The 18,153-nt window shown below is 71.1% G+C and carries 16 protein-coding genes and 1 pseudogene; 12 read left to right on the top strand and 5 right to left on the bottom strand.

The annotated features are described in order from the left end of the window. Positions 1-12: 12 nt before the first annotated feature. Positions 13-579 carry a TetR/AcrR family transcriptional regulator gene (locus tag ACWCXX_RS27015; protein WP_451131662.1) on the top strand — a complete coding sequence of 189 codons (567 nt, stop codon included), beginning with the start codon at positions 13-15 and terminating at the stop codon, positions 577-579. 77 nt (positions 580-656) lie between these two features. Here the strand turns inward: ACWCXX_RS27015 and ACWCXX_RS27010 are convergent. Next, positions 657-1,373, bottom strand: a pseudogene (locus ACWCXX_RS27010) (peptidoglycan DD-metalloendopeptidase family protein); the annotation flags it as partial. A 277-nt stretch (positions 1,374-1,650) separates the two neighbouring features. Here ACWCXX_RS27010 and rpsB point away from each other — a divergent pair. The 10 genes from rpsB to ACWCXX_RS26960 all read left to right on the top strand — a co-directional run bounded on the left by rpsB (position 1,651) and on the right by ACWCXX_RS26960 (position 12,234). Then, complete coding sequence (gene rpsB / locus ACWCXX_RS27005; RefSeq protein ID WP_451131560.1) at positions 1,651-2,529, top strand: 30S ribosomal protein S2; 879 nt, start codon at positions 1,651-1,653, stop codon at positions 2,527-2,529. 99 nt (positions 2,530-2,628) lie between these two features. Next, positions 2,629-3,465: a translation elongation factor Ts gene (gene tsf, locus ACWCXX_RS27000; protein WP_189545911.1), complete on the top strand. Its 837-nt coding sequence runs from the start codon at positions 2,629-2,631 to the stop codon at positions 3,463-3,465. Between the two features lie 159 nt (positions 3,466-3,624). Beyond that, the gene (gene pyrH / locus ACWCXX_RS26995; RefSeq protein ID WP_451131557.1) at positions 3,625-4,401 is read left to right on the top strand and encodes a UMP kinase; all 777 of its coding nucleotides are present in this window, start codon (positions 3,625-3,627) and stop codon (positions 4,399-4,401) included. A gap of 178 nt (positions 4,402-4,579) precedes the next feature. Further along, positions 4,580-5,137, top strand: a complete 558-nt coding sequence (gene frr / locus ACWCXX_RS26990; protein WP_148839600.1) for a ribosome recycling factor — start codon at positions 4,580-4,582, stop codon at positions 5,135-5,137. After that, on the top strand, positions 5,137-6,222 hold the full coding sequence (locus ACWCXX_RS26985; RefSeq protein WP_451131554.1) for a phosphatidate cytidylyltransferase: 1,086 nt from the start codon (positions 5,137-5,139) through the stop codon (positions 6,220-6,222). Before frr ends, ACWCXX_RS26985 begins: the two co-directional genes overlap by 1 nt. A 91-nt stretch (positions 6,223-6,313) precedes the next feature. Beyond that, positions 6,314-7,420, top strand: a complete 1,107-nt coding sequence (gene rlmN, locus ACWCXX_RS26980) for a 23S rRNA (adenine(2503)-C(2))-methyltransferase RlmN (protein WP_148839604.1) — start codon at positions 6,314-6,316, stop codon at positions 7,418-7,420. 303 nt (positions 7,421-7,723) lie between these two features. After that, positions 7,724-8,833, top strand: a complete 1,110-nt coding sequence (locus ACWCXX_RS26975) for a thiamine ABC transporter substrate-binding protein (RefSeq protein ID WP_451131551.1) — start codon at positions 7,724-7,726, stop codon at positions 8,831-8,833. 149 nt (positions 8,834-8,982) lie between these two features. Beyond that, the gene (locus tag ACWCXX_RS26970; RefSeq protein WP_451131660.1) at positions 8,983-10,596 is read left to right on the top strand and encodes an ABC transporter permease; all 1,614 of its coding nucleotides are present in this window, start codon (positions 8,983-8,985) and stop codon (positions 10,594-10,596) included. A gap of 22 nt (positions 10,597-10,618) precedes the next feature. Beyond that, the gene (locus ACWCXX_RS26965; RefSeq protein ID WP_451131549.1) at positions 10,619-11,644 is read left to right on the top strand and encodes an ABC transporter ATP-binding protein; all 1,026 of its coding nucleotides are present in this window, start codon (positions 10,619-10,621) and stop codon (positions 11,642-11,644) included. Positions 11,645-11,778: 134 nt separating this feature from the next. Beyond that, the gene (locus ACWCXX_RS26960) at positions 11,779-12,234 is read left to right on the top strand and encodes an SRPBCC family protein (RefSeq protein WP_451131547.1); all 456 of its coding nucleotides are present in this window, start codon (positions 11,779-11,781) and stop codon (positions 12,232-12,234) included. Between the two features lie 78 nt (positions 12,235-12,312). Here the strand turns inward: ACWCXX_RS26960 and ACWCXX_RS26955 are convergent, their stop codons facing one another. From ACWCXX_RS26955 to ACWCXX_RS26940, 4 genes are all read right to left on the bottom strand, one after another. After that, entirely contained in the window at positions 12,313-13,497 is a 1,185-nt protein-coding gene (locus tag ACWCXX_RS26955) for a hypothetical protein (RefSeq protein ID WP_451131545.1), read from the bottom strand. Continuing rightward, complete coding sequence (locus tag ACWCXX_RS26950) at positions 13,479-14,216, bottom strand: ABC transporter ATP-binding protein (protein ID WP_451131543.1); 738 nt, start codon at positions 14,214-14,216, stop codon at positions 13,479-13,481. Before ACWCXX_RS26950 ends, ACWCXX_RS26955 begins: the two co-directional genes overlap by 19 nt. A gap of 316 nt (positions 14,217-14,532) precedes the next feature. Next, entirely contained in the window at positions 14,533-15,912 is a 1,380-nt protein-coding gene (locus ACWCXX_RS26945; protein WP_356933257.1) for an aspartate aminotransferase family protein, read from the bottom strand. Beyond that, on the bottom strand, positions 15,897-16,388 hold the full coding sequence (locus ACWCXX_RS26940) for an Lrp/AsnC family transcriptional regulator (protein WP_451131540.1): 492 nt from the start codon (positions 16,386-16,388) through the stop codon (positions 15,897-15,899). Before ACWCXX_RS26940 ends, ACWCXX_RS26945 begins: the two co-directional genes overlap by 16 nt. A gap of 177 nt (positions 16,389-16,565) precedes the next feature. On the opposite strand from ACWCXX_RS26940, the gene ACWCXX_RS26935 reads away from it, so the two are divergent. Next, on the top strand, positions 16,566-18,005 hold the full coding sequence (locus tag ACWCXX_RS26935) for a gamma-aminobutyraldehyde dehydrogenase (protein WP_451131538.1): 1,440 nt from the start codon (positions 16,566-16,568) through the stop codon (positions 18,003-18,005). Positions 18,006-18,153 lie beyond the last annotated feature (148 nt).

The raw sequence follows: 18,153 nt of genomic DNA, 5'->3' as shown, positions 1-18,153 counted from the left end.
CGAGCGGCCTCGGTGGCCGAGCACCGGACCATGCAGCGCGGCGCCCTCCTGGACGCCGCCCGCTCCCTGCTGTCCGAGGGCGGTACGGAGGCGTTGACCTTCCCCGCCCTCGCCGAACGCACGGGCCTCGCCCGGTCCTCCGTATACGAGTACTTCCGCTCCCGCGCGGCCGTCGTCGAGGAGCTCTGCGCCGTCGACTTCCCCGTCTGGGCGGCCGAGGTCGAGAGCGCGATGGAGCAGGCCGCCACGCCCGAGGGCAGGATCGAGGCCTATGTGCGCCGGCAGCTCGATCTCGTCGGGGACCGCCGCCACCGGGCGGTCGTCGCCATTTCGGCGAGCGAGCTGGACGCCGGGGCGCGCGAGAAGATCAGGGCCGCGCACGGCGGGCTGATCGCCATGATCGTCGAGGCGCTCGGCGATCTGGGCCACGAACAGCCGAGGCTGGCGGCGATGCTGCTCCAGGGTTCGGTGGACGCCGCGGTGCGACGTATCGAACTGGGTGTGGCCGAGGAGCCGGACGTGATCGCGGACACCGCCGTGGCCATGGTCCTCCGAGGCGTGCAGGGCGTGCGGGACTGACACCGACGCCGTCGCCGCAGCGCGGCGGCGAACAGAACGCCGGGGGCGGCGAGCCCGTCCCCGGTCCCCTCGGCCGGTGCCGAGGACTCCGGCACGCCGAAGACCGGCAGCAGCCTGGACGGGCCCCGTCGCAGCAGTGACGGCGGCAGCAGCGACAGAGGATCCAGATACGCGTCCCCGCGCCGCAGCCCCCAGTGCAGACAGCCCGACGCGCAGTGGAAGGGCCCCGCCTCCAAGGCGGCCACCACCTGTCCCGCCGTCACCTCCTCGCCCTTCGCGACCGCGGCGCGCACCGGCTCGTACGTGGTGCGCAGGGGCGGATCGCCGCTCCCCGCCACCTCGATCACGACCACCCCGCGCCCCGCCACCCGCCCCGCGAACGACACCCGGCCCGAGGCCGCGGCGAGCACCGCCGCCCCCGGCCGGGCGGCGAGGTCGACCCCGCGGTGCCCCCGCCCGTAGGGACCGGCCGGAGGCTCCCACCCCCGTACGACCGAGGGCCGTCCCACGAGCGGCCACCCCCGCCCGCCGCCCGGCCCGGGAGCCGGATCCGGTGGAGGAACGGGCGCGGGCGGAGGCGCGGAGGGCGGAGGTGACGGCGTCGGAGGCGAGGCGGGGGCTTCGGCCGCCCCGGCCGGCAGACCGCACAGCACCACGAGCAGTACCACCGCCACTCCCAACGCGCCCCGCGCACGAGCCGCGAACGCCCCGCGCGGCGAGCCGGATGCGCGGGGCACGGACCCGCGGCATGCGCGCGGGGAACGGGAAGCGGTCGGAGCAGGTGTGCATCGCATGACGGAACCGTCCCGCAACACTCCGGTCCGTGTGGATCATGAACCGGATCTGTGGACTACCGACCGGTTGTGGACAGCGCCGTCACCCGGCACCCGGGCCGTCCCGTACACTTCCTATGGCGATCCGGGTCACCGGGTCGACTTCGCACGCCCCGCCACCTCCCTCTCAGCGGACGGTGGCCGCGCTCCTCGGTCCCTCGTGGCACGGCGCGTCGGGGCGTCAGGCGCGACAGCAATCCTGCGGTCGCGACAACCGAGCACCTCAAGGAGTACGGCCATGGCCGTCGTCACGATGCGGGAGCTGCTGGAGAGCGGCGTCCACTTCGGTCACCAGACCCGTCGCTGGAACCCGAAGATGAAGCGCTTCATCTTCACCGAGCGCAACGGCATCTACATCATCGACCTGCTCCAGTCGCTGTCGTACATCGACCGCGCCTACGAGTTCGTCAAGGAGACCGTCGCCCACGGCGGCTCCATCATGTTCGTGGGTACGAAGAAGCAGGCCCAGGAGGCCATCGCCGAGCAGGCGACGCGCGTCGGCATGCCGTACGTCAACCAGCGTTGGCTCGGTGGCATGCTCACCAACTTCTCCACCGTCTACAAGCGCCTTCAGCGTCTGAAGGAGCTCGAGCTCATCGACTTCGAGGACGTGGCCGCCTCCGGCCTCACCAAGAAGGAGCTCCTGGTCCTCTCCCGCGAGAAGGCCAAGCTGGAGAAGACCCTCGGTGGTATCCGCGAGATGCAGAAGGTGCCCAGCGCCGTCTGGATCGTCGACACCAAGAAGGAGCACATCGCCGTCGGTGAGGCGCGCAAGCTCCACATTCCGGTCGTCGCGATCCTCGACACCAACTGCGACCCCGACGAGGTCGACTACAAGATTCCGGGCAACGACGACGCGATCCGCTCCGTCACCCTGCTCACCCGCGTGATCGCCGACGCCGTCGCCGAGGGTCTCATCGCCCGTTCCGGTGCCGCCACCGGTGACTCGAAGCCGGGCGAGAAGGCCGCCGGCGAGCCGCTCGCCGAGTGGGAGCGCGACCTGCTCGAGGGCGACAAGAAGGCCGACGCCGAGGTGCAGTCCTCCGCCGAGACCGAGAAGGCCGCCGAGGCCGAGAAGCCGGCCGAGGCCCCGGCCGCGGACGCCGAGCAGGCCTGACAGCCGTCACGGCTGACGACGGCGGGGGCCGGTGCCACGAGCACCGCCCCCGCCGTTCACCCGTAGATCTTTCAGACTTCGAGAGAGAAACACAGACTCATGGCGAACTACACCGCCGCTGACGTCAAGAAGCTCCGCGAGCTGACCGGCGCCGGCATGATGGACTGCAAGAAGGCGCTCGACGAGGCCGACGGCAACGTCGACAAGGCCGTCGAGGCGCTCCGTATCAAGGGCCAGAAGGGCGTCGCCAAGCGCGAGGGCCGCTCTGCCGAGAACGGCGCCGTCGTCTCCCTCGTCTCCGAGGACCAGACCTCCGGTGTTCTGCTGGAGCTGAAGTGCGAGACGGACTTCGTCGCCAAGGGCGAGAAGTTCCAGAACGTCGCGAACACCCTCGCCGCGCACGTCGCCGCCACCTCCCCGGCCGACATCCAGGCGCTGCTCGCCTCCGAGATCGAGGCCGGCAAGACCGTCCAGGCGTACGTCGACGAGGCCAACGCCAACCTCGGCGAGAAGATCGTCCTGGACCGCTTCGCGCAGTTCACCGGCGCGTACGTCTCCGTGTACATGCACCGCACCATGCCCGACCTGCCGCCGCAGATCGGTGTCCTGGTCGAGCTGGACAAGGCCGACGCCGAGCTGGCCAAGGGCATCGCGCAGCACATCGCCGCGTTCGCCCCGAAGTACCTGTCCCGCGAGGACGTCCCGGCCGAGGTCGTCGAGGCCGAGCGCCGCGTCGCCGAGGAGACCACGCGCGCCGAGGGCAAGCCCGAGGCCGCGCTCCCGAAGATCGTCGAGGGTCGCGTCAACGGCTTCTTCAAGGAGGCCACCCTCCTCGGCCAGCCGTACGCGCTGGACAACAAGAAGTCCGTTCAGAAGGTCCTGGACGAGGCCGGTGTCACCCTGAAGCGCTTCACGCGCATCAAGGTCGGCATCTGAGTCCGTCCGCGAACAACGGTGGACCCCTATAGGGTCTAGTGCAGTCGTCGGCCGCACTCACGCCGTACGACCGCAGATCTGACGAGGAGGCCATTGCCGCGGAGGGACACCAGACCCACCGGCAATGGCCTTCTTCGTATGTGCACGAGGAGAATCTCCATGAACAAGGGCGCGGGCGCCGCACAAGGTGACCACAAGCGCGACGACGGCAAGGTGGCCGGACGCTTCATGCTGAAGCTGTCCGGAGAGGCGTTCGCCGGCGGCGGGGGTCTCGGTGTCGACCCCGACGTCGTACACGCCATCGCCCGGGAAATCGCGGCCGTCGTCCGTGACGGTGCGGAAATCGCCGTCGTCATCGGTGGCGGCAACTTCTTCCGCGGTGCTGAGCTCCAGCAGCGCGGCATGGACCGGGCCCGGTCCGACTACATGGGCATGCTCGGCACGGTCATGAACTGCCTGGCGCTCCAGGACTTCCTGGAGAAGGAGGGCATCGACTCGCGCGTCCAGACCGCCATCACCATGGGGCAGGTCGCGGAGCCCTACATCCCGCTGCGCGCCGTGCGCCACCTGGAGAAGGGCCGCGTCGTCATCTTCGGCGCCGGTATGGGGATGCCGTACTTCTCCACCGACACCACCGCCGCCCAGCGCGCCCTGGAGATCGACGCGGAGGGCCTGCTGATGGGCAAGAACGGGGTGGACGGGGTCTACGACTCCGACCCGAAGACCAACCCCGACGCGGTGAAGTTCGACGCGCTCGAGTACGGCGAGGTGCTCGCCCGCGACCTCAAGGTCGCCGACGCCACCGCCATCACGCTCTGCCGTGACAACGACCTCCCGATCCTCGTCTTCGAACTGACCGCCATGGGCAATATCGCCCGCGCGGTCAAGGGTGAGAAGATCGGCACGCTCGTGAGTGACCGGAGCACCCGGCTCTGAGAACCGGGGGCCTTCCCGGTAACGACGGGAACGGCCGAGGGCCTCGGGCAACACCCCGGGATAGGCCCCGAAGGATGGACAACGGCCTGCCGGTCGGACACCGTGCAGGTGAGGACGCGACGCAGGACCCGCAGGGCCCGAGCACGCCGGGCCCGCTCAAGACACGCAGGAGCACGTGGTGATCGAAGAAACCCTCCTCGAGGCCGAGGAGAAGATGGAGAAGGCCGTCGTCGTCGCGAAAGAGGACTTCGCCGCGATCCGTACCGGCCGTGCGCACCCGGCGATGTTCAACAAGATCGTCGCCGACTACTACGGCGCGCTGACCCCGATCAACCAGCTCGCCTCGTTCTCGGTGCCCGAGCCGCGCATGGCCGTCGTGACGCCGTTCGACAAGAGCGCGCTGCGCAACATCGAGCAGGCCATCCGCGACTCGGACCTCGGCGTCAACCCGAGCAACGACGGCAACATCATCCGGGTCACCTTCCCGGAGCTCACCGAGGAGCGCCGCCGCGACTACATCAAGGTCGCCAAGGCGAAGGCCGAGGACGCCAAGATCTCCATCCGCGCCGTGCGACGCAAGGCCAAGGAAACCCTCGACAAGCTGGTCAAGGACAAGGAGTCGGGCGAGGACGAGGTGCGTCGCGCCGAGAAGGAGCTCGACGACACCACCGCGAAGTACGTCGCACAGGTCGACGAGCTGCTCAAGCACAAGGAAGCCGAGCTGCTCGAGGTCTGATGAACGACTCCTCCCGGGGCGCCCCGCCGGGAGCCGGCGGCTGGGGCGTGCCCGAGTTGCAGGCTGCCCCGGCGGGTCCTGCATACGATGTGCACGGCGCCCAGCAGACTCGGCCCATGCCCATCGTGCCGGACGTTCCCGACGCAGGTAGAGACGCTGACGACCGTGATGACCGGGGCCAGGGGGCCGGACGCCTGAGCGGCGGCCCCCTGTTCCGTGACGAGAAGCCGCAGGAGCCCATGTCCACCGCCGCGCCGCCCCCGCAGAAGAAACGTGCGGGCCGTGACCTGCGAGCCGCCATAGGGGTCGGTGTGGGGCTCGGCGCCGTCATCGTCGCCTCGCTGTTCATCGTGAAGGCCGTCTTCGTCGGCGTGGTCGTCGTCGCCGTCGTCGTCGGCCTGTGGGAGCTCACCTCCCGGCTGGAGGAGCGCAAGGGCGTCAAGGCGCCGCTCGTCCCGCTGGCCGTCGGTGGCGCGGCGATGGTGGTGGCCGGTTACGCGTGGGGCGCCGAAGGCGCCTGGGTGGCGACCGCGCTCACCGCGCTCGCCGTGCTCGTCTGGCGGATGGCCGCGCCGCCCGAGGGCTACCTCAAGGACGTCACGGCCGGGGTGTTCGCCGCGTTCTACGTGCCGTTCCTCGCCACCTTCGTCGCCATGCTCCTGACCGCCGACGACGGACCGCAGCGGGTGCTCACCTTCCTGCTGCTGACCGTGGTCAGCGACACGGGTGCCTACGCCGTCGGCTGGCGCTTCGGGAAGCACAAGCTCGCGCCGCGCATCAGCCCCGGGAAGACCCGCGAGGGCCTGTTCGGGGCCATCGCCTTCGCGATGGCCGCGGGCGCGCTGTGCATGCAGTTCCTGATCGACGGCGGTTCCTGGTGGCAGGGGCTGCTGCTCGGGTTCGCGGTCGCGGCCAGCGCCACCCTCGGCGACCTCGGCGAGTCGATGATCAAGCGGGACCTCGGGATCAAGGACATGGGCACGTTGCTTCCGGGGCACGGCGGGATCATGGACCGGCTGGACTCGCTGCTGCCGACCGCCCCCGTGGTCTGGCTGCTGCTGGTGGTGTTCGTCGGCACCGGCTGAGACCGGCCCCGGCCGGGGTTTTCACGGGCAGGGGCCCGTCGTCCACAGGGCGGCGGGCCCCTGCCGTCGCGTCTGCGACACTGGATGGACCATGCCTAAGCCCGGAGAACTCACTTTCGTCGCGCCCCGCGGAGCCAAGAAGCCGCCGCGGCACCTCGCCGACCTCACGCCCGCCGAGCGCAGGGAAGCCGTCGCCGCGATCGGCGAGAAGCCGTTCCGCGCCCAGCAGCTCTCGCAGCACTACTTCGCGCGGTATGCGCACGACCCGGCCGAGTGGACCAACATCCCGGCCGGATCGCGGGACAAGCTCGCCGAGGCGATGTTCCCCGACCTGATGTCCGTGGTCCGCCACATCAGCTGCGACGACGACACCACCCGCAAGACGCTGTGGAAGCTCCACGACGGGACGCTCGTCGAGTCCGTCCTGATGCGCTACCCGGAGCGGGTCACGATGTGCATCTCGTCCCAGGCGGGATGCGGGATGAACTGCCCGTTCTGCGCGACGGGACAGGCCGGGCTCGACCGCAACCTGTCGACCGCCGAGATCGTCCACCAGATCGTGGACGGCATGCGGGCGCTGCGCGACGGGGAGGTCCCCGGCGGGCCGGCCAGGCTCTCCAACATCGTCTTCATGGGCATGGGCGAGCCGCTCGCCAACTACAACCGGGTGGTCGGCGCGATCCGCCGGCTCACCGACCCGGAGCCGGACGGACTGGGGCTCTCGCAGCGCGGGATCACCGTCTCCACCGTTGGCCTGGTGCCCGCGATGCTCCGCTTCGCCGACGAGGGCTTCAAGTGCCGCCTCGCCGTCTCGCTGCACGCACCGGACGACGAACTGCGCGACACCCTCGTCCCCGTCAACACGCGCTGGAAGGTGCGCGAGGTGCTGGACGCGGCGTGGGAGTACGCGGAGAAGTCCGGCCGCCGCATCTCCATCGAGTACGCCCTGATCCGTGACATCAACGACCAGGCGTGGCGCGGCGACCTGCTCGGCAGGCTCCTCAAGGGCAAGCGGGTGCACGTCAATCTGATCCCGCTGAACCCCACGCCCGGCTCCAAGTGGACCGCCTCCCGCCCCGAGGACGAGAAGGCGTTCGTCGAGGCGATCGCCGCCCACGGCGTTCCGGTGACCGTGCGGGACACCCGCGGTCAGGAGATCGACGGGGCCTGCGGACAGCTGGCGGCGGCCGAGCGCTGAGAGCCTGTCGGGCGGCCGTGGCCTTCGACCGGGCCCGGCCGTCCGGCCGAAGGCCACCCGGCGGACTCCGGGCCCGGAAGGGCACGTGTAACCTGGCCCCGAAATCAACTTCATATTCCGACAGGGGAGCGCCACAGCGCTGAGAGTGCGGCACCGAGGACAGGTCGTCCGCAGACCCTCTGAACCTCGCCCGGGTCATTCCGGGTAGGAAGTTCGGTCATCAACTCATGCTGTTGCGCCCTGCCCGCTTTCCGCGGGCGGGGCCGCGTCTCTTCCTGGCCAAAACCCAGGAGGAATCCAACGATGAGCACCACCCACAGAACCGGGCGGCTCGCGGCGACGGCTGCCGTCGCCGCGCTGGGCGTCACCGCGCTCGCCGGATGCGGGGGCTCCGACGACAGTGCCTCCGGCTCCGGCGGCACGAAGGGCTCCGGTTCGAAGACCGTGACCCTCGTCAGCCACGACTCCTTCAACGCCTCCGAAGAGGTCCTGAAGGAGTTCACGAAGGAGACCGGCTACACCGTCAAGGTCCTGAAGAGCGGCGACGCGGGTGTCGCGCTCAACCAGGAGATCCTGACCAAGGGTTCGCCGCGCGGCGACGTGTTCTTCGGCGTCGACAACACGCTGCTCTCCCGCGCCCTCGACAGCGGTCTCTTCACGCCGTACGAGGCCAAGGGCCTCGACCGGGTCGCGGACGCCACCCGGCTCGACGCCGAGCACCGGGTCACCCCGGTCGACACCGGCGACATCTGCGTCAACTACGACAAGAAGTACTTCGCCGACAAGAAGCTCTCGCCGCCGCAGTCCTTCGACGACCTGACCAAGCCCGCGTACAAGGACCTCCTCGTCACCGAGAACGCCGCGACCTCTTCGCCCGGCCTCGGCTTCCTCCTCGGTACCGTCGCCACCCACGGCGAGAAGGGCTACCAGGACTACTGGAAGAAGCTGGAGAAGAACGGCGTCAAGGTCGTCGACGGCTGGGAGCAGGCGTACAACGAGGAGTTCTCCGGCTCGGCGGGCGGGAAGAAGGCCAAGGCCGACCGGCCGCTCGTCGTCTCGTACGCCTCCAGCCCGCCCGTCGAGGTGCTGTACGCGAAGAAGCAGCCGGCCGAGGCCCCGACCGGGGTCGCCACCGGGACCTGCTTCCGCCAGATCGAGTTCGCGGGCCTGCTGGACGGCGCGAGGAACGAAGCGGGCGGCAAGGCCCTGCTGGACTTTCTGATCAGCAAGAAGTTCCAGGAGGACATGCCGCTCAACATGTTCGTGAACCCGGTCGTCGAGGACGCGGAACTGCCGGAACTCTTCACGAAGTTCGGCGCCACCGTGGAGAAGCCGGCGACCGTCGCCCCGGACCGCATCGCCAAGAACCGTGAGCAGTGGGTCCGGTCGTGGTCCTCGCTCGTAGTGAAGTAACGAAGTCCCCCGCACGCGCGGCGGACGCGGCCGGGGCGGGCGGCCACGGGGAGGGCCCGCGCGGGGACGGTGCGCGCGGGCCGGGACACGGGTGCGCACGTGCTGCCCGTGCCGGGGCCCGGCGCGGGAACGCGGTGCGGCTCGGCCTGATGGCCGTGCCCGTGGCGTTCTTCGCGCTGTTCTTCGCCTACCCGGTCGCCGCGATCGTCGGCCGCGGGCTGAAGGCGGACGGGGTCTGGCAGTTCGGCCGGGTCGGCGAGGTGCTGACCCGGCCGGAGATCCGCGACGTCCTCTGGTTCACCGGCTGGCAGGCGCTCGCCTCGACCGCGCTGACCCTGCTGATCGCGCTGCCCGGAGCCTATGTCTTCGCCCGCCTCGACTTCCCCGGCAAACAACTGCTGCGGGCCGTCGTCACGGTGCCGTTCGTCCTGCCGACCGTCGTCGTCGGGACGGCCTTCCTGGCGCTGCTGGGGCGCGGCGGATTCCTCGACGAACTCTGGGGCGTACGGCTCGACACCACCGTCTGGGCCATCCTGCTCGCCCATGTCTTCTTCAACTACGCGGTGGTCGTACGGACCGTCGGCGGGCTGTGGTCCCAGCTCGACCCCCGGCAGGAGGAGGCCGCCCGGGTCCTGGGCGCCGGACGGTTCGCGGCCTGGCGGCGGGTCACCCTGCCGGCCCTCGCCCCCGCCGTGGCCGCCGCCGCGCTGATGGTCTTCCTCTTCACCTTCACCTCCTTCGGGGTCGTGCAGATCCTCGGCGGTCCCGGCTACTCCACGCTCGAAGTGGAGATCTACCGGCAGACCGCCCAGCTGCTCGACCTGCCGACGGCCGCCGTGCTGACGCTGGTGCAGTTCGCCGCGGTCGGCGCGATCCTCGCCGTGCACGCGTGGACGGTACGGCGCAGGGAGACCGCGCTGAAGCTGGTCGACCCGGAGCGGACCGCCCGCAGGCCGCGCGGCGCCGGGCAGTGGGCGCTGCTCGGCGGCGTGCTGCTGACCGTGCTGGTGCTGATCCTGCTGCCGCTCGGGGTGCTGGTCGAGCGCTCGCTGGACACCCCCGGCGGCCACGGCGCCGACTTCTACCGGGCCCTGGGCTCCGTGGACGCCGGCGGCGGGACGTTCCTGGTCGCGCCGCTCGAAGCGATCTGGAACTCCGTGCAGTACGCGCTGGTCGCCACGGTCGTCGCACTGGTCGTCGGCGGGCTCGCGGCCGCCGCGCTGACCCGGCGCGCGGGGCGGCTCGTCCGCGGCTTCGACGCGCTGCTGATGCTGCCGCTCGGGGTGTCCGCGGTCACCGTCGGCTTCGGCTTCCTGATCACCCTGGACGAACCGCCGCTGGATCTGCGGACCTCCTGGATGCTGGTGCCGCTCGCCCAGGCACTGGTCGGCGTGCCCTTCGTCGTACGGACCATGCTGCCCGTCCTGCGGGCGGTGGACGGGCGGCTGAGGGAGGCGGCGGCGGTGCTCGGCGCCTCGCCGCTGCGGGCCTGGCGGGAGGTCGATCTGCCGCTGGTGCGGCGGGCGTTGCTGGTCGCGGCCGGTTTCGCGTTCGCCGTGTCGCTCGGCGAGTTCGGTGCGACGGTGTTCATCGCCCGGCCCGACCGTCCGACGCTGCCGGTCGCCGTGGCCCGGCTGCTGGGGCGGGCCGGGGAGCTCAACTACGGCCAGGCGATGGCCCTCAGCACCGTCCTGATGGTGGTCTGCGCCCTCTCCCTGCTGCTGCTCGAACGTATCCGCACGGACCGGTCCGGGGAGTTCTAGAGATGTCCGGGGAGTTCTGGAGATGCTGACACTGGAATCGGCCACGGTGCGCTTCGGCGAGCGGGTGGCGCTCGACGCGGTGGACCTGGAGGTCGCCGAGCACGAGATCGTGTGCGTGCTCGGGCCGAGCGGCAGCGGCAAGTCCACCCTGCTGCGGGTGGTCGCCGGACTGCACCCGCCGGACGGCGGCCGGGTGCTGCTGGACGGTGCCGACCAGACCGGGGTGCCGGTGCACCGGCGCGGGCTCGGCCTGATGTTCCAGGACCACCAGCTCTTCCCGACCCGGGACGTCGGCGCCAACGTCGCCTTCGGGCTGCGGATGCGCGGGGTGCCGCGCCGCGACCAGGAGCGCAGGGTCGGTGAACTCCTCGGCCTGGTGGGCCTGCCCGGTGCGCAGCGCCGCGCCGTTGCCGCGCTGTCCGGCGGCGAGCAGCAGCGGGTCGCCCTCGCGCGGGCCCTCGCCCCGAGCCCCAAGCTGCTGATGCTGGACGAGCCGCTCGGCCAGCTCGACCGCGGCCTGCGCGAACGGCTCGTCGTCGAACTCCGCACGCTCTTCGGGCGGCTGGGCACGACGGTGCTCGCCGTCACCCACGACCAGGGCGAGGCGTTCGCCCTGGCCGACCGGGTGGTGGTGATGCGCGACGGACGGATCGCCCAGGCCGGTACGCCGCTGGAGGTCTGGCAGCGGCCCGCCTCCGCCTTCGTCGCCCGGTTCCTCGGCTTCGACAACGTGGTGGCGGCGACGGTGGACGGAACCGTCGCGGCCACGGTGTGGGGCGAGGTGCCGGTGCCGGGAGGTTCGCCGCAGGGGGCGTGCGATCTGCTGGTGCGCCCGGCCGGGGTCCGGCTCGGCGCCCCGGACGAGGGGCTGCGCTGCGTGGTCGGGACGCGGACGTTCCGGGGCGACCACGTCGCCGTACGGCTGCTGCCGGAGAACGGTCCGGCCCTGGAGGCGGAGTGCGCGCTGCGGGACGCCCCCGAGGAGGGTGCGGTGGTCGGGGTCGGCTTCGACGCGGCGGAGACGGTCGTCCTGCCCGCCGCCCGCTGACGGTACGCCTCCCGCACGGGTCCGGCGGGCCCCGGTGGCAGACCTCGTCCGGGGGCTGGACGATGGCCGGATGTCCCCGTGGCGCGGAACCGGTCGCCCCGGAGGGCACCCGGAAGCGGGAAGGACGAGGGACCATGACCGAGTCAACACGCGAGGGCATCGACATCACCCGGGTCCTCCACGCCTCGCGCAGACGCGTCTTCGAGGCGTGGACGACCCCCGAGCACTTCGCGGCCTGGTACGGCGGCGAGGCCGAGGTACCGCTCGACCGGGTGTCGATGGACGTCCGGCCGGGCGGTTCCTGGAGCCTGGTCATCGTGGTGCCGGGCGCGGAGATGCCCTTCCACGGGGTCTACCGCGAGGTGGTCGCCCCCGAGCGCCTGGTGTTCACGCTCAAGGACGCCACCGCGCCCGCCGGCAGCGAGGGCGAGACCGTCACCGCCACCTTCGCCGACCGCGGCGACGGGAGCACCGAAATGGTCTTCCGGCAGCGCGGGGGCAACCTCACGGCCGAGCAGTACGCGGCGGCCGAGGACGGCTGGGAGGCGTTCTTCGACGCGCTCGCGGCCCGGCTCGCGTCCTCCTCCTGAGCCGGCACCACGGCCCGGAACCCGGCAACGCCCCGTCCCGTCCCACCGGGGCGTACCGGGCGACCGGGCCCGGGGCTCTCAGGCCGTCAGCGGCAGCGCGGCCAGTTCCGCGATCAGCCAGGTCAGCGGGGCGAAGACGAGCAGCAGCACGGCGGCGCGCAGCGCGGCCGAGATCCGCAGGGCCGAGGCCGGGGCACCGAGCCGCAGCAGGGTCCCCGCCCCCTCGGAGCGGGCCTGCCGCGCCTCCAGCGCCGAGGTCAGCAGCGTCGCCGTCGTGCAGCCGAGGACGAGCACCGTGCCCAGCACGGTGAGCGGACCGAAGGAGTGTTCCCCCGACCCGTACAGCGCGTGGGCGGCGACGGTGGCGGAGAGCACCGCGCAGATCACTCCCAGCGGCCGGCCGATCCGGCGCGCCTCGTCCATCAGCACCCGGCCCGCCAGCAGGCGTACGGCTCCCGGGCGGGCCGACTGCAGCAGCCGCCCGCAGAAGTACGTCAGACTGGGGCCGGCCAGGGCCAGACCGATCGCCGCCAGCGTCCACCCCGTCAGCACCCCGGCCGGGGTGGCGTCGAGCCTGCCGGGCAGCGGGAGCAGGCTGTGTCCGTCGCCCCGGCTCAGGTACGCCTCGACGGCCAGGCCGGTCGCGATCAGCGCCACGCCCCACGGCAGCCCCGTCGGGGGCGCGGCGGGGTCGGGCGGCTCCGGTTCCGTCCGGACGTCGGACGAGGTGCTGTCCGGGGCCGCCGGCGAAACCGGCCCGGTGCGCAGCGACAGTCCGCTCGCGACGGCCGACGCCACCGGGACCAGGGCCAGCAGCACGAGCGCGGCGCCGAGCGGCAGCGGGGTGCCCGCGCCGAGCAGCCCGGCCGCCGCACCGTCGAACGGCAGCCCGGACAGGTCGCCGCGCAGGTGCAGGAAGAACAGCAGCGCCACCGCCGACCCGAGGGTGCAGGCCACGGCGGTGGAGACTGCCGCGAGGGCGGCCAGCCGGACCGGCCCCAGGCCCACGGCGGACAGTCCGGAGCGGGGCCGGGTGCTCGGGTCCGTACGTGCCACCGCGACCGCGAACTGTACGGTGGCGGCGAGCGGTACGAAGCACCACAGCAGCCGCAGCACGGCCCCGGTGGAGTGGGTCGGGTGCCCCGAGGCGTAGCCCAGGGTGCACAGCAGGAGGAAGCCGACCCCGGCGGAGGCGGCGGCGACCAGCAGCCGTCGCAGCAGGACCAGCGGATGGGAGCCCCGGGCTAGACGGAGAGCGAGCACGCCGCGCGCCCCTCCGCATCGGACCCGGTGGGCAGGGCGACGGTGGCGACGCGGCGGCCGTCCAGCAGCGGGACCGTGCGGTCGGCGAGGGCGGCGACCTCCGCGTCGTGGGTGGCGAGCACGATCGTGATGCCGTGCGAGCGGGCCGCGCTGGTGAGGGTGCGCAGCACGTGCGTGCGGTCGCTCCGGTGCAGGGTCGCGGTCGGCTCGTCCGCGAAGATCACCGCGGGGGTGGCGGCCAGGGCGCGGGCGACGGCGATCCGCTGGCGCTGTCCCTGGAGCAGGGTGTGCGGCCGCTGCTTGGCGCAGGGGCCGATGTCGAGTCGCTCCAGCCATTCCATGGCGGCCTTCTTCGCCGCCCGGTGCGAGGCGCCGCGCAGCAGCAGGGGGAGGGCGGTGTTCTCCCAGGTGTTCAGCTCGGGCACCAGCTGGGGTTCGGGGGCGATCCAGCCGAATCTGTCGCGGCGCAGCCGTTCGCGCAGCCGGGGACCCATGGTGTGGACGGGGACGCTGTTGAACCACACCTCGCCCTGCTCGGGCACCAACTGACCGGACAGACAGTGCAGCAGGGTCGTCTTGCCGCAGCCCCGGGGACCGGTCACGGCGAGGATCTCGCCGTCGCGGACCCCCAGGGAGACGCCGCCGAGCGCGGGCGAGCCGTTGTGGGAGTGGTGCAGGGAGCGCGCCCAGATCACATCGTTGTCCGGCGGGGCCACCATGGCGTACACCTCGGTTCAGATCGTTATTCCCGTTCCCCCGTACGGGGGAACGAAGAGAGGGCCGATCGGTCACTCGGCACCGTAGGGATCCGAACCGCGGTGAGCGCACAGCACACGGCCCGGATGCGCCCCTTCCCACTCGAATGGGCGCATCCGGGCCGTGCGGACCGTAGGGGATGACCGTCCGGAGCCGGTCAAACGACGGTCGAGCGGCACGCCCGTCCGGGGGGCCGGAGCCGCGAGGGCTCCCGGTCCGCCGGACGGGCGGCCGGTGGGAGGGCCGGTCCGTGGCCGGTCCGCCCCACCGGGGTGCCAATCAGAGCTTGGTCCACGCCTCCGTGAGGACGGTGCGCAGGATGCCCTCGATCTCGTCGAACGTCGACTGGTCGGAGACCAGCGGCGGCGCGAGCTGGACGACCGGGTCGCCGCGGTCGTCGGCCCGGCAGTACAGGCCGTTGTCGTACAGCGCCTTGGAGAGGAAGCCGTACAGGACGCGCTCGGTCTCCTCGTCGGTGAAGGTCTCCTTGGTGGCCTTGTCCTTCACCAGCTCGATGCCGTAGAAGAAGCCGTTGCCGCGGACGTCGCCGACGATCGGCAGGTCGAGCAGCTTCTGCAGCGTCGTGAAGAAGGCGTTCTCGTTGTCCAGGACGTGCTGGTTGAGGCCCTCGCGCTCGAAGATGTCGAGGTTGGCGAGGCCGACCGCCGCGGAGACCGGGTGGCCACCGAAGGTGTAGCCGTGCAGGAAGGTGTTGCCACCCTCGTAGAACGGCGCGGCGATGCGGTCCGAGACGATGCAGGCACCGATCGGGGAGTAGCCCGAGGTCATGCCCTTGGCGCAGGTGATCATGTCCGGCACGTAGCCGAACTTGTCGCAGGCGAACATCGTGCCGAGGCGGCCGAAGGCGCAGATGACCTCGTCGGAGACGAGCAGCACGTCGTACCGGTCGCAGATCTCGCGCACCCGCTGGAAGTATCCGGGCGGCGGCGGGAAGCAGCCGCCGGCGTTCTGCACCGGCTCCAGGAAGACCGCGGCGACGGTGTCCGGGCCCTCGAAGAGGATCTGCTGCTCGATCTGGTCGGCGGCCCAGCGGCCGAAGGCCTCGGGGTCGTCGCCGTGGATCGGGGCGCGGTAGATGTTGGTGTTCGGGACCTTGTGCGCGCCGGGGACCAGCGGCTCGAAGGGGGCCTTCAGGGCCGGCAGGCCGGTGATCGACAGGGCGCCCTGCGGGGTGCCGTGGTAGGCGACCGCGCGCGAGATGACCTTGTACTTGGTCGGCTTGCCCTTGAGCTTGAAGTACTGCTTGGCCAGCTTCCAGGCGGTCTCCACGGCCTCGCCGCCACCCGTGGTGAAGAAGACCTTGTTGAGGTCGCCCGGCGCGTAGTCGGCCAGCCGCTCGGCCAGCTCGACGGCCTTCGGGTGGGCGTAGGACCACACCGGGAAGAAGCCCAGCTCCTGGCCCTGCTTGTAGGCAGCCTCGGCGAGCTCGTGCCGGCCGTGACCTGCGTTGACCACGAACAGGCCGGACAGGCCGTCCAGGTAGCGCTTGCCCTGGTCGTCGTAGATGTAGGTGCCCTCACCCCGCACGATGGTGGGAACGGGCGCGGTCTCGTAGTCCGACATGCGGGTGAAGTGCATCCACAGGTGGTCGTACGCGGTTCGGCTGAGGTCCTTGCTCACGGCTATCGGGTTCCCCACATATAGGTTTGCTTCTTGAGCTTCAGGTACACAAAGCTCTCGGTGGAGCGCACCCCGGGTATGGCCCGGATGCGTTTGTTGATGGTTTCCAGCAGGTGGTCGTCGTCCTCGCAGACGATCTCCACCATCAGGTCGAACGAGCCCGCGGTCATCACCACGTACTCGCACTCGGCCATGGCCGACAGCGTTTCGGCGACCGGATCGAGGTCGCCGTCGACGTTGATGCCCACCATCGCCTGGCGCCGGAACCCCACGGTGAGGGGGTCGGTGACGGCGACGATCTGCATCACGCCCTGATCGAGCAGCTTCTGGACGCGCTGTCGCACGGCCGCCTCGGAAAGACCGACGGCCTTGCCGATCGCGGCGTACGGACGGCGTCCGTCCTCCTGGAGCTGCTCGATGATTGCGAGGGACACGGCATCGACCGCTGGTGACGATCCGTTCCCGGTCCTGGAGTCTGCGCTGCGACTGGCCACACATCCACTGTGCACGGGACTCGTCCGTCTGGCAACCCCAGATCGATGAAATTCGTTGTCTGAGGACCTTGATCTAACTGAATCCGAAGTTCACGGCGGTTGGGCATGTCGAAAGCGACACCCGAGCGACTAGGCTGGACATCTCACCCATTGGACGTGTCGACAGGAGGGGTGGTTGTGACCACCGAGGTGCGCCGTCTGCGCAACTACATCAACGGAGAGTTCCGGGACGCCGCTGACGGGCGGACCATCGATGTGGTCAACCCGGTGACGGAGGAGGTCTACGCGACCTCGCCGCTCTCCGGGCAGGCCGATGTCGACGCCGCCATGGACGCCGCCGCGGCCGCTTTCCCCGCCTGGCGCGACGCCACGCCCGCCGAGCGCCAGAAGGCCCTGCTGAAGATCGCGGACGCCTTCGAGGAGCGCGCCGAGGACCTCATCGCCGCCGAGTCGGAGAACACGGGCAAGCCGATCGAGCTCACCCGCACCGAAGAGATCCCGCCGATGGTGGACCAGATCCGCTTCTTCGCGGGCGCGGCGCGGATGCTCGAAGGCCGCTCGGCCGGTGAGTACATGGAGGGCCTCACCTCCATCGTCCGGCGCGAGCCGGTCGGCGTCTGCGCGCAGGTCGCGCCGTGGAACTACCCGATGATGATGGCCGTCTGGAAGTTCGCCCCGGCCCTGGCCGCGGGCAACACCGTCGTCATCAAGCCGTCCGACACCACCCCGGCGTCGACCGTGCTGATCGCCGAGATCATCGGCCAGATCCTGCCCAAGGGCGTCTTCAACGTCATCTGCGGCGACCGCGACACCGGCCGCGCCATGGTCGAGCACCCGGTCCCGGCGATGGCCTCCATCACCGGTTCGGTCCGGGCCGGCATGCAGGTCGCCGAGTCCGCCGCCAAGGACGTCAAGCGGGTCCACCTGGAGCTCGGCGGCAAGGCCCCGGTCGTCGTGTTCGAGGACACCGACATTGCCAAGGCCGTCGAGGGCATCTCCGTCGCGGGCTACTTCAACGCCGGCCAGGACTGCACGGCCGCAACCCGCGTCCTGGTCCACGAGTCCATCCACGACGAGTTCGTCACCGAGCTCGCCAAGGCCGCCGCCGACACCAAGACCGGGCTGCCGGACGACGAGGACGTGCTGTACGGCCCGCTCAACAACGCCAACCAGCTGAAGCAGGTCAGCGGCTTCATCGAGCGCCTCCCCGCCCACGCCAGGGTCGAGGCGGGCGGCCACCGGGTCGGCGACAAGGGCTACTTCTACGCCCCGACCGTCGTCTCCGGCCTCAAGCAGGACGACGAGATCGTCCAGAACGAGGTCTTCGGCCCGGTCATCACCGTCCAGAAGTTCACGGACGAGGCCCAGGCCGTGGAGTACGCCAACGGCGTCGAGTACGCCCTGGCCTCCTCGGTGTGGACCAAGGACCACGCCCGCGCCATGCGGATGTCCAAGAACCTCGACTTCGGCTGCGTGTGGATCAACACCCACATCCCGCTCGTCGCCGAGATGCCGCACGGCGGGTTCAAGAAGTCCGGCTACGGCAAGGACCTCTCCGCGTACGGCTTCGACGACTACACCCGCATCAAGCACGTCATGACCTCGCTCGACGACTGATTCCCCGTCTTTCCCGTCCTCCTCGTCGGAGGTACGGCGGTGGCCCCGGGCACGTGCCCGGGGCCCGGGTGCCGGCGAAGTCCGCGAAGAACTCGGCGCGCTGCTCGGCGGTGAGGTGGCAGGCGGCACCGCGTCCGGCGGTGAGCTC

It is taken from the genome of Streptomyces sp. NPDC001732, assembly GCF_053596315.1.
The sequence above is the reverse complement of the archived record's forward strand: the minus strand, read 5'-3'. Positions and strand labels throughout refer to the sequence as shown.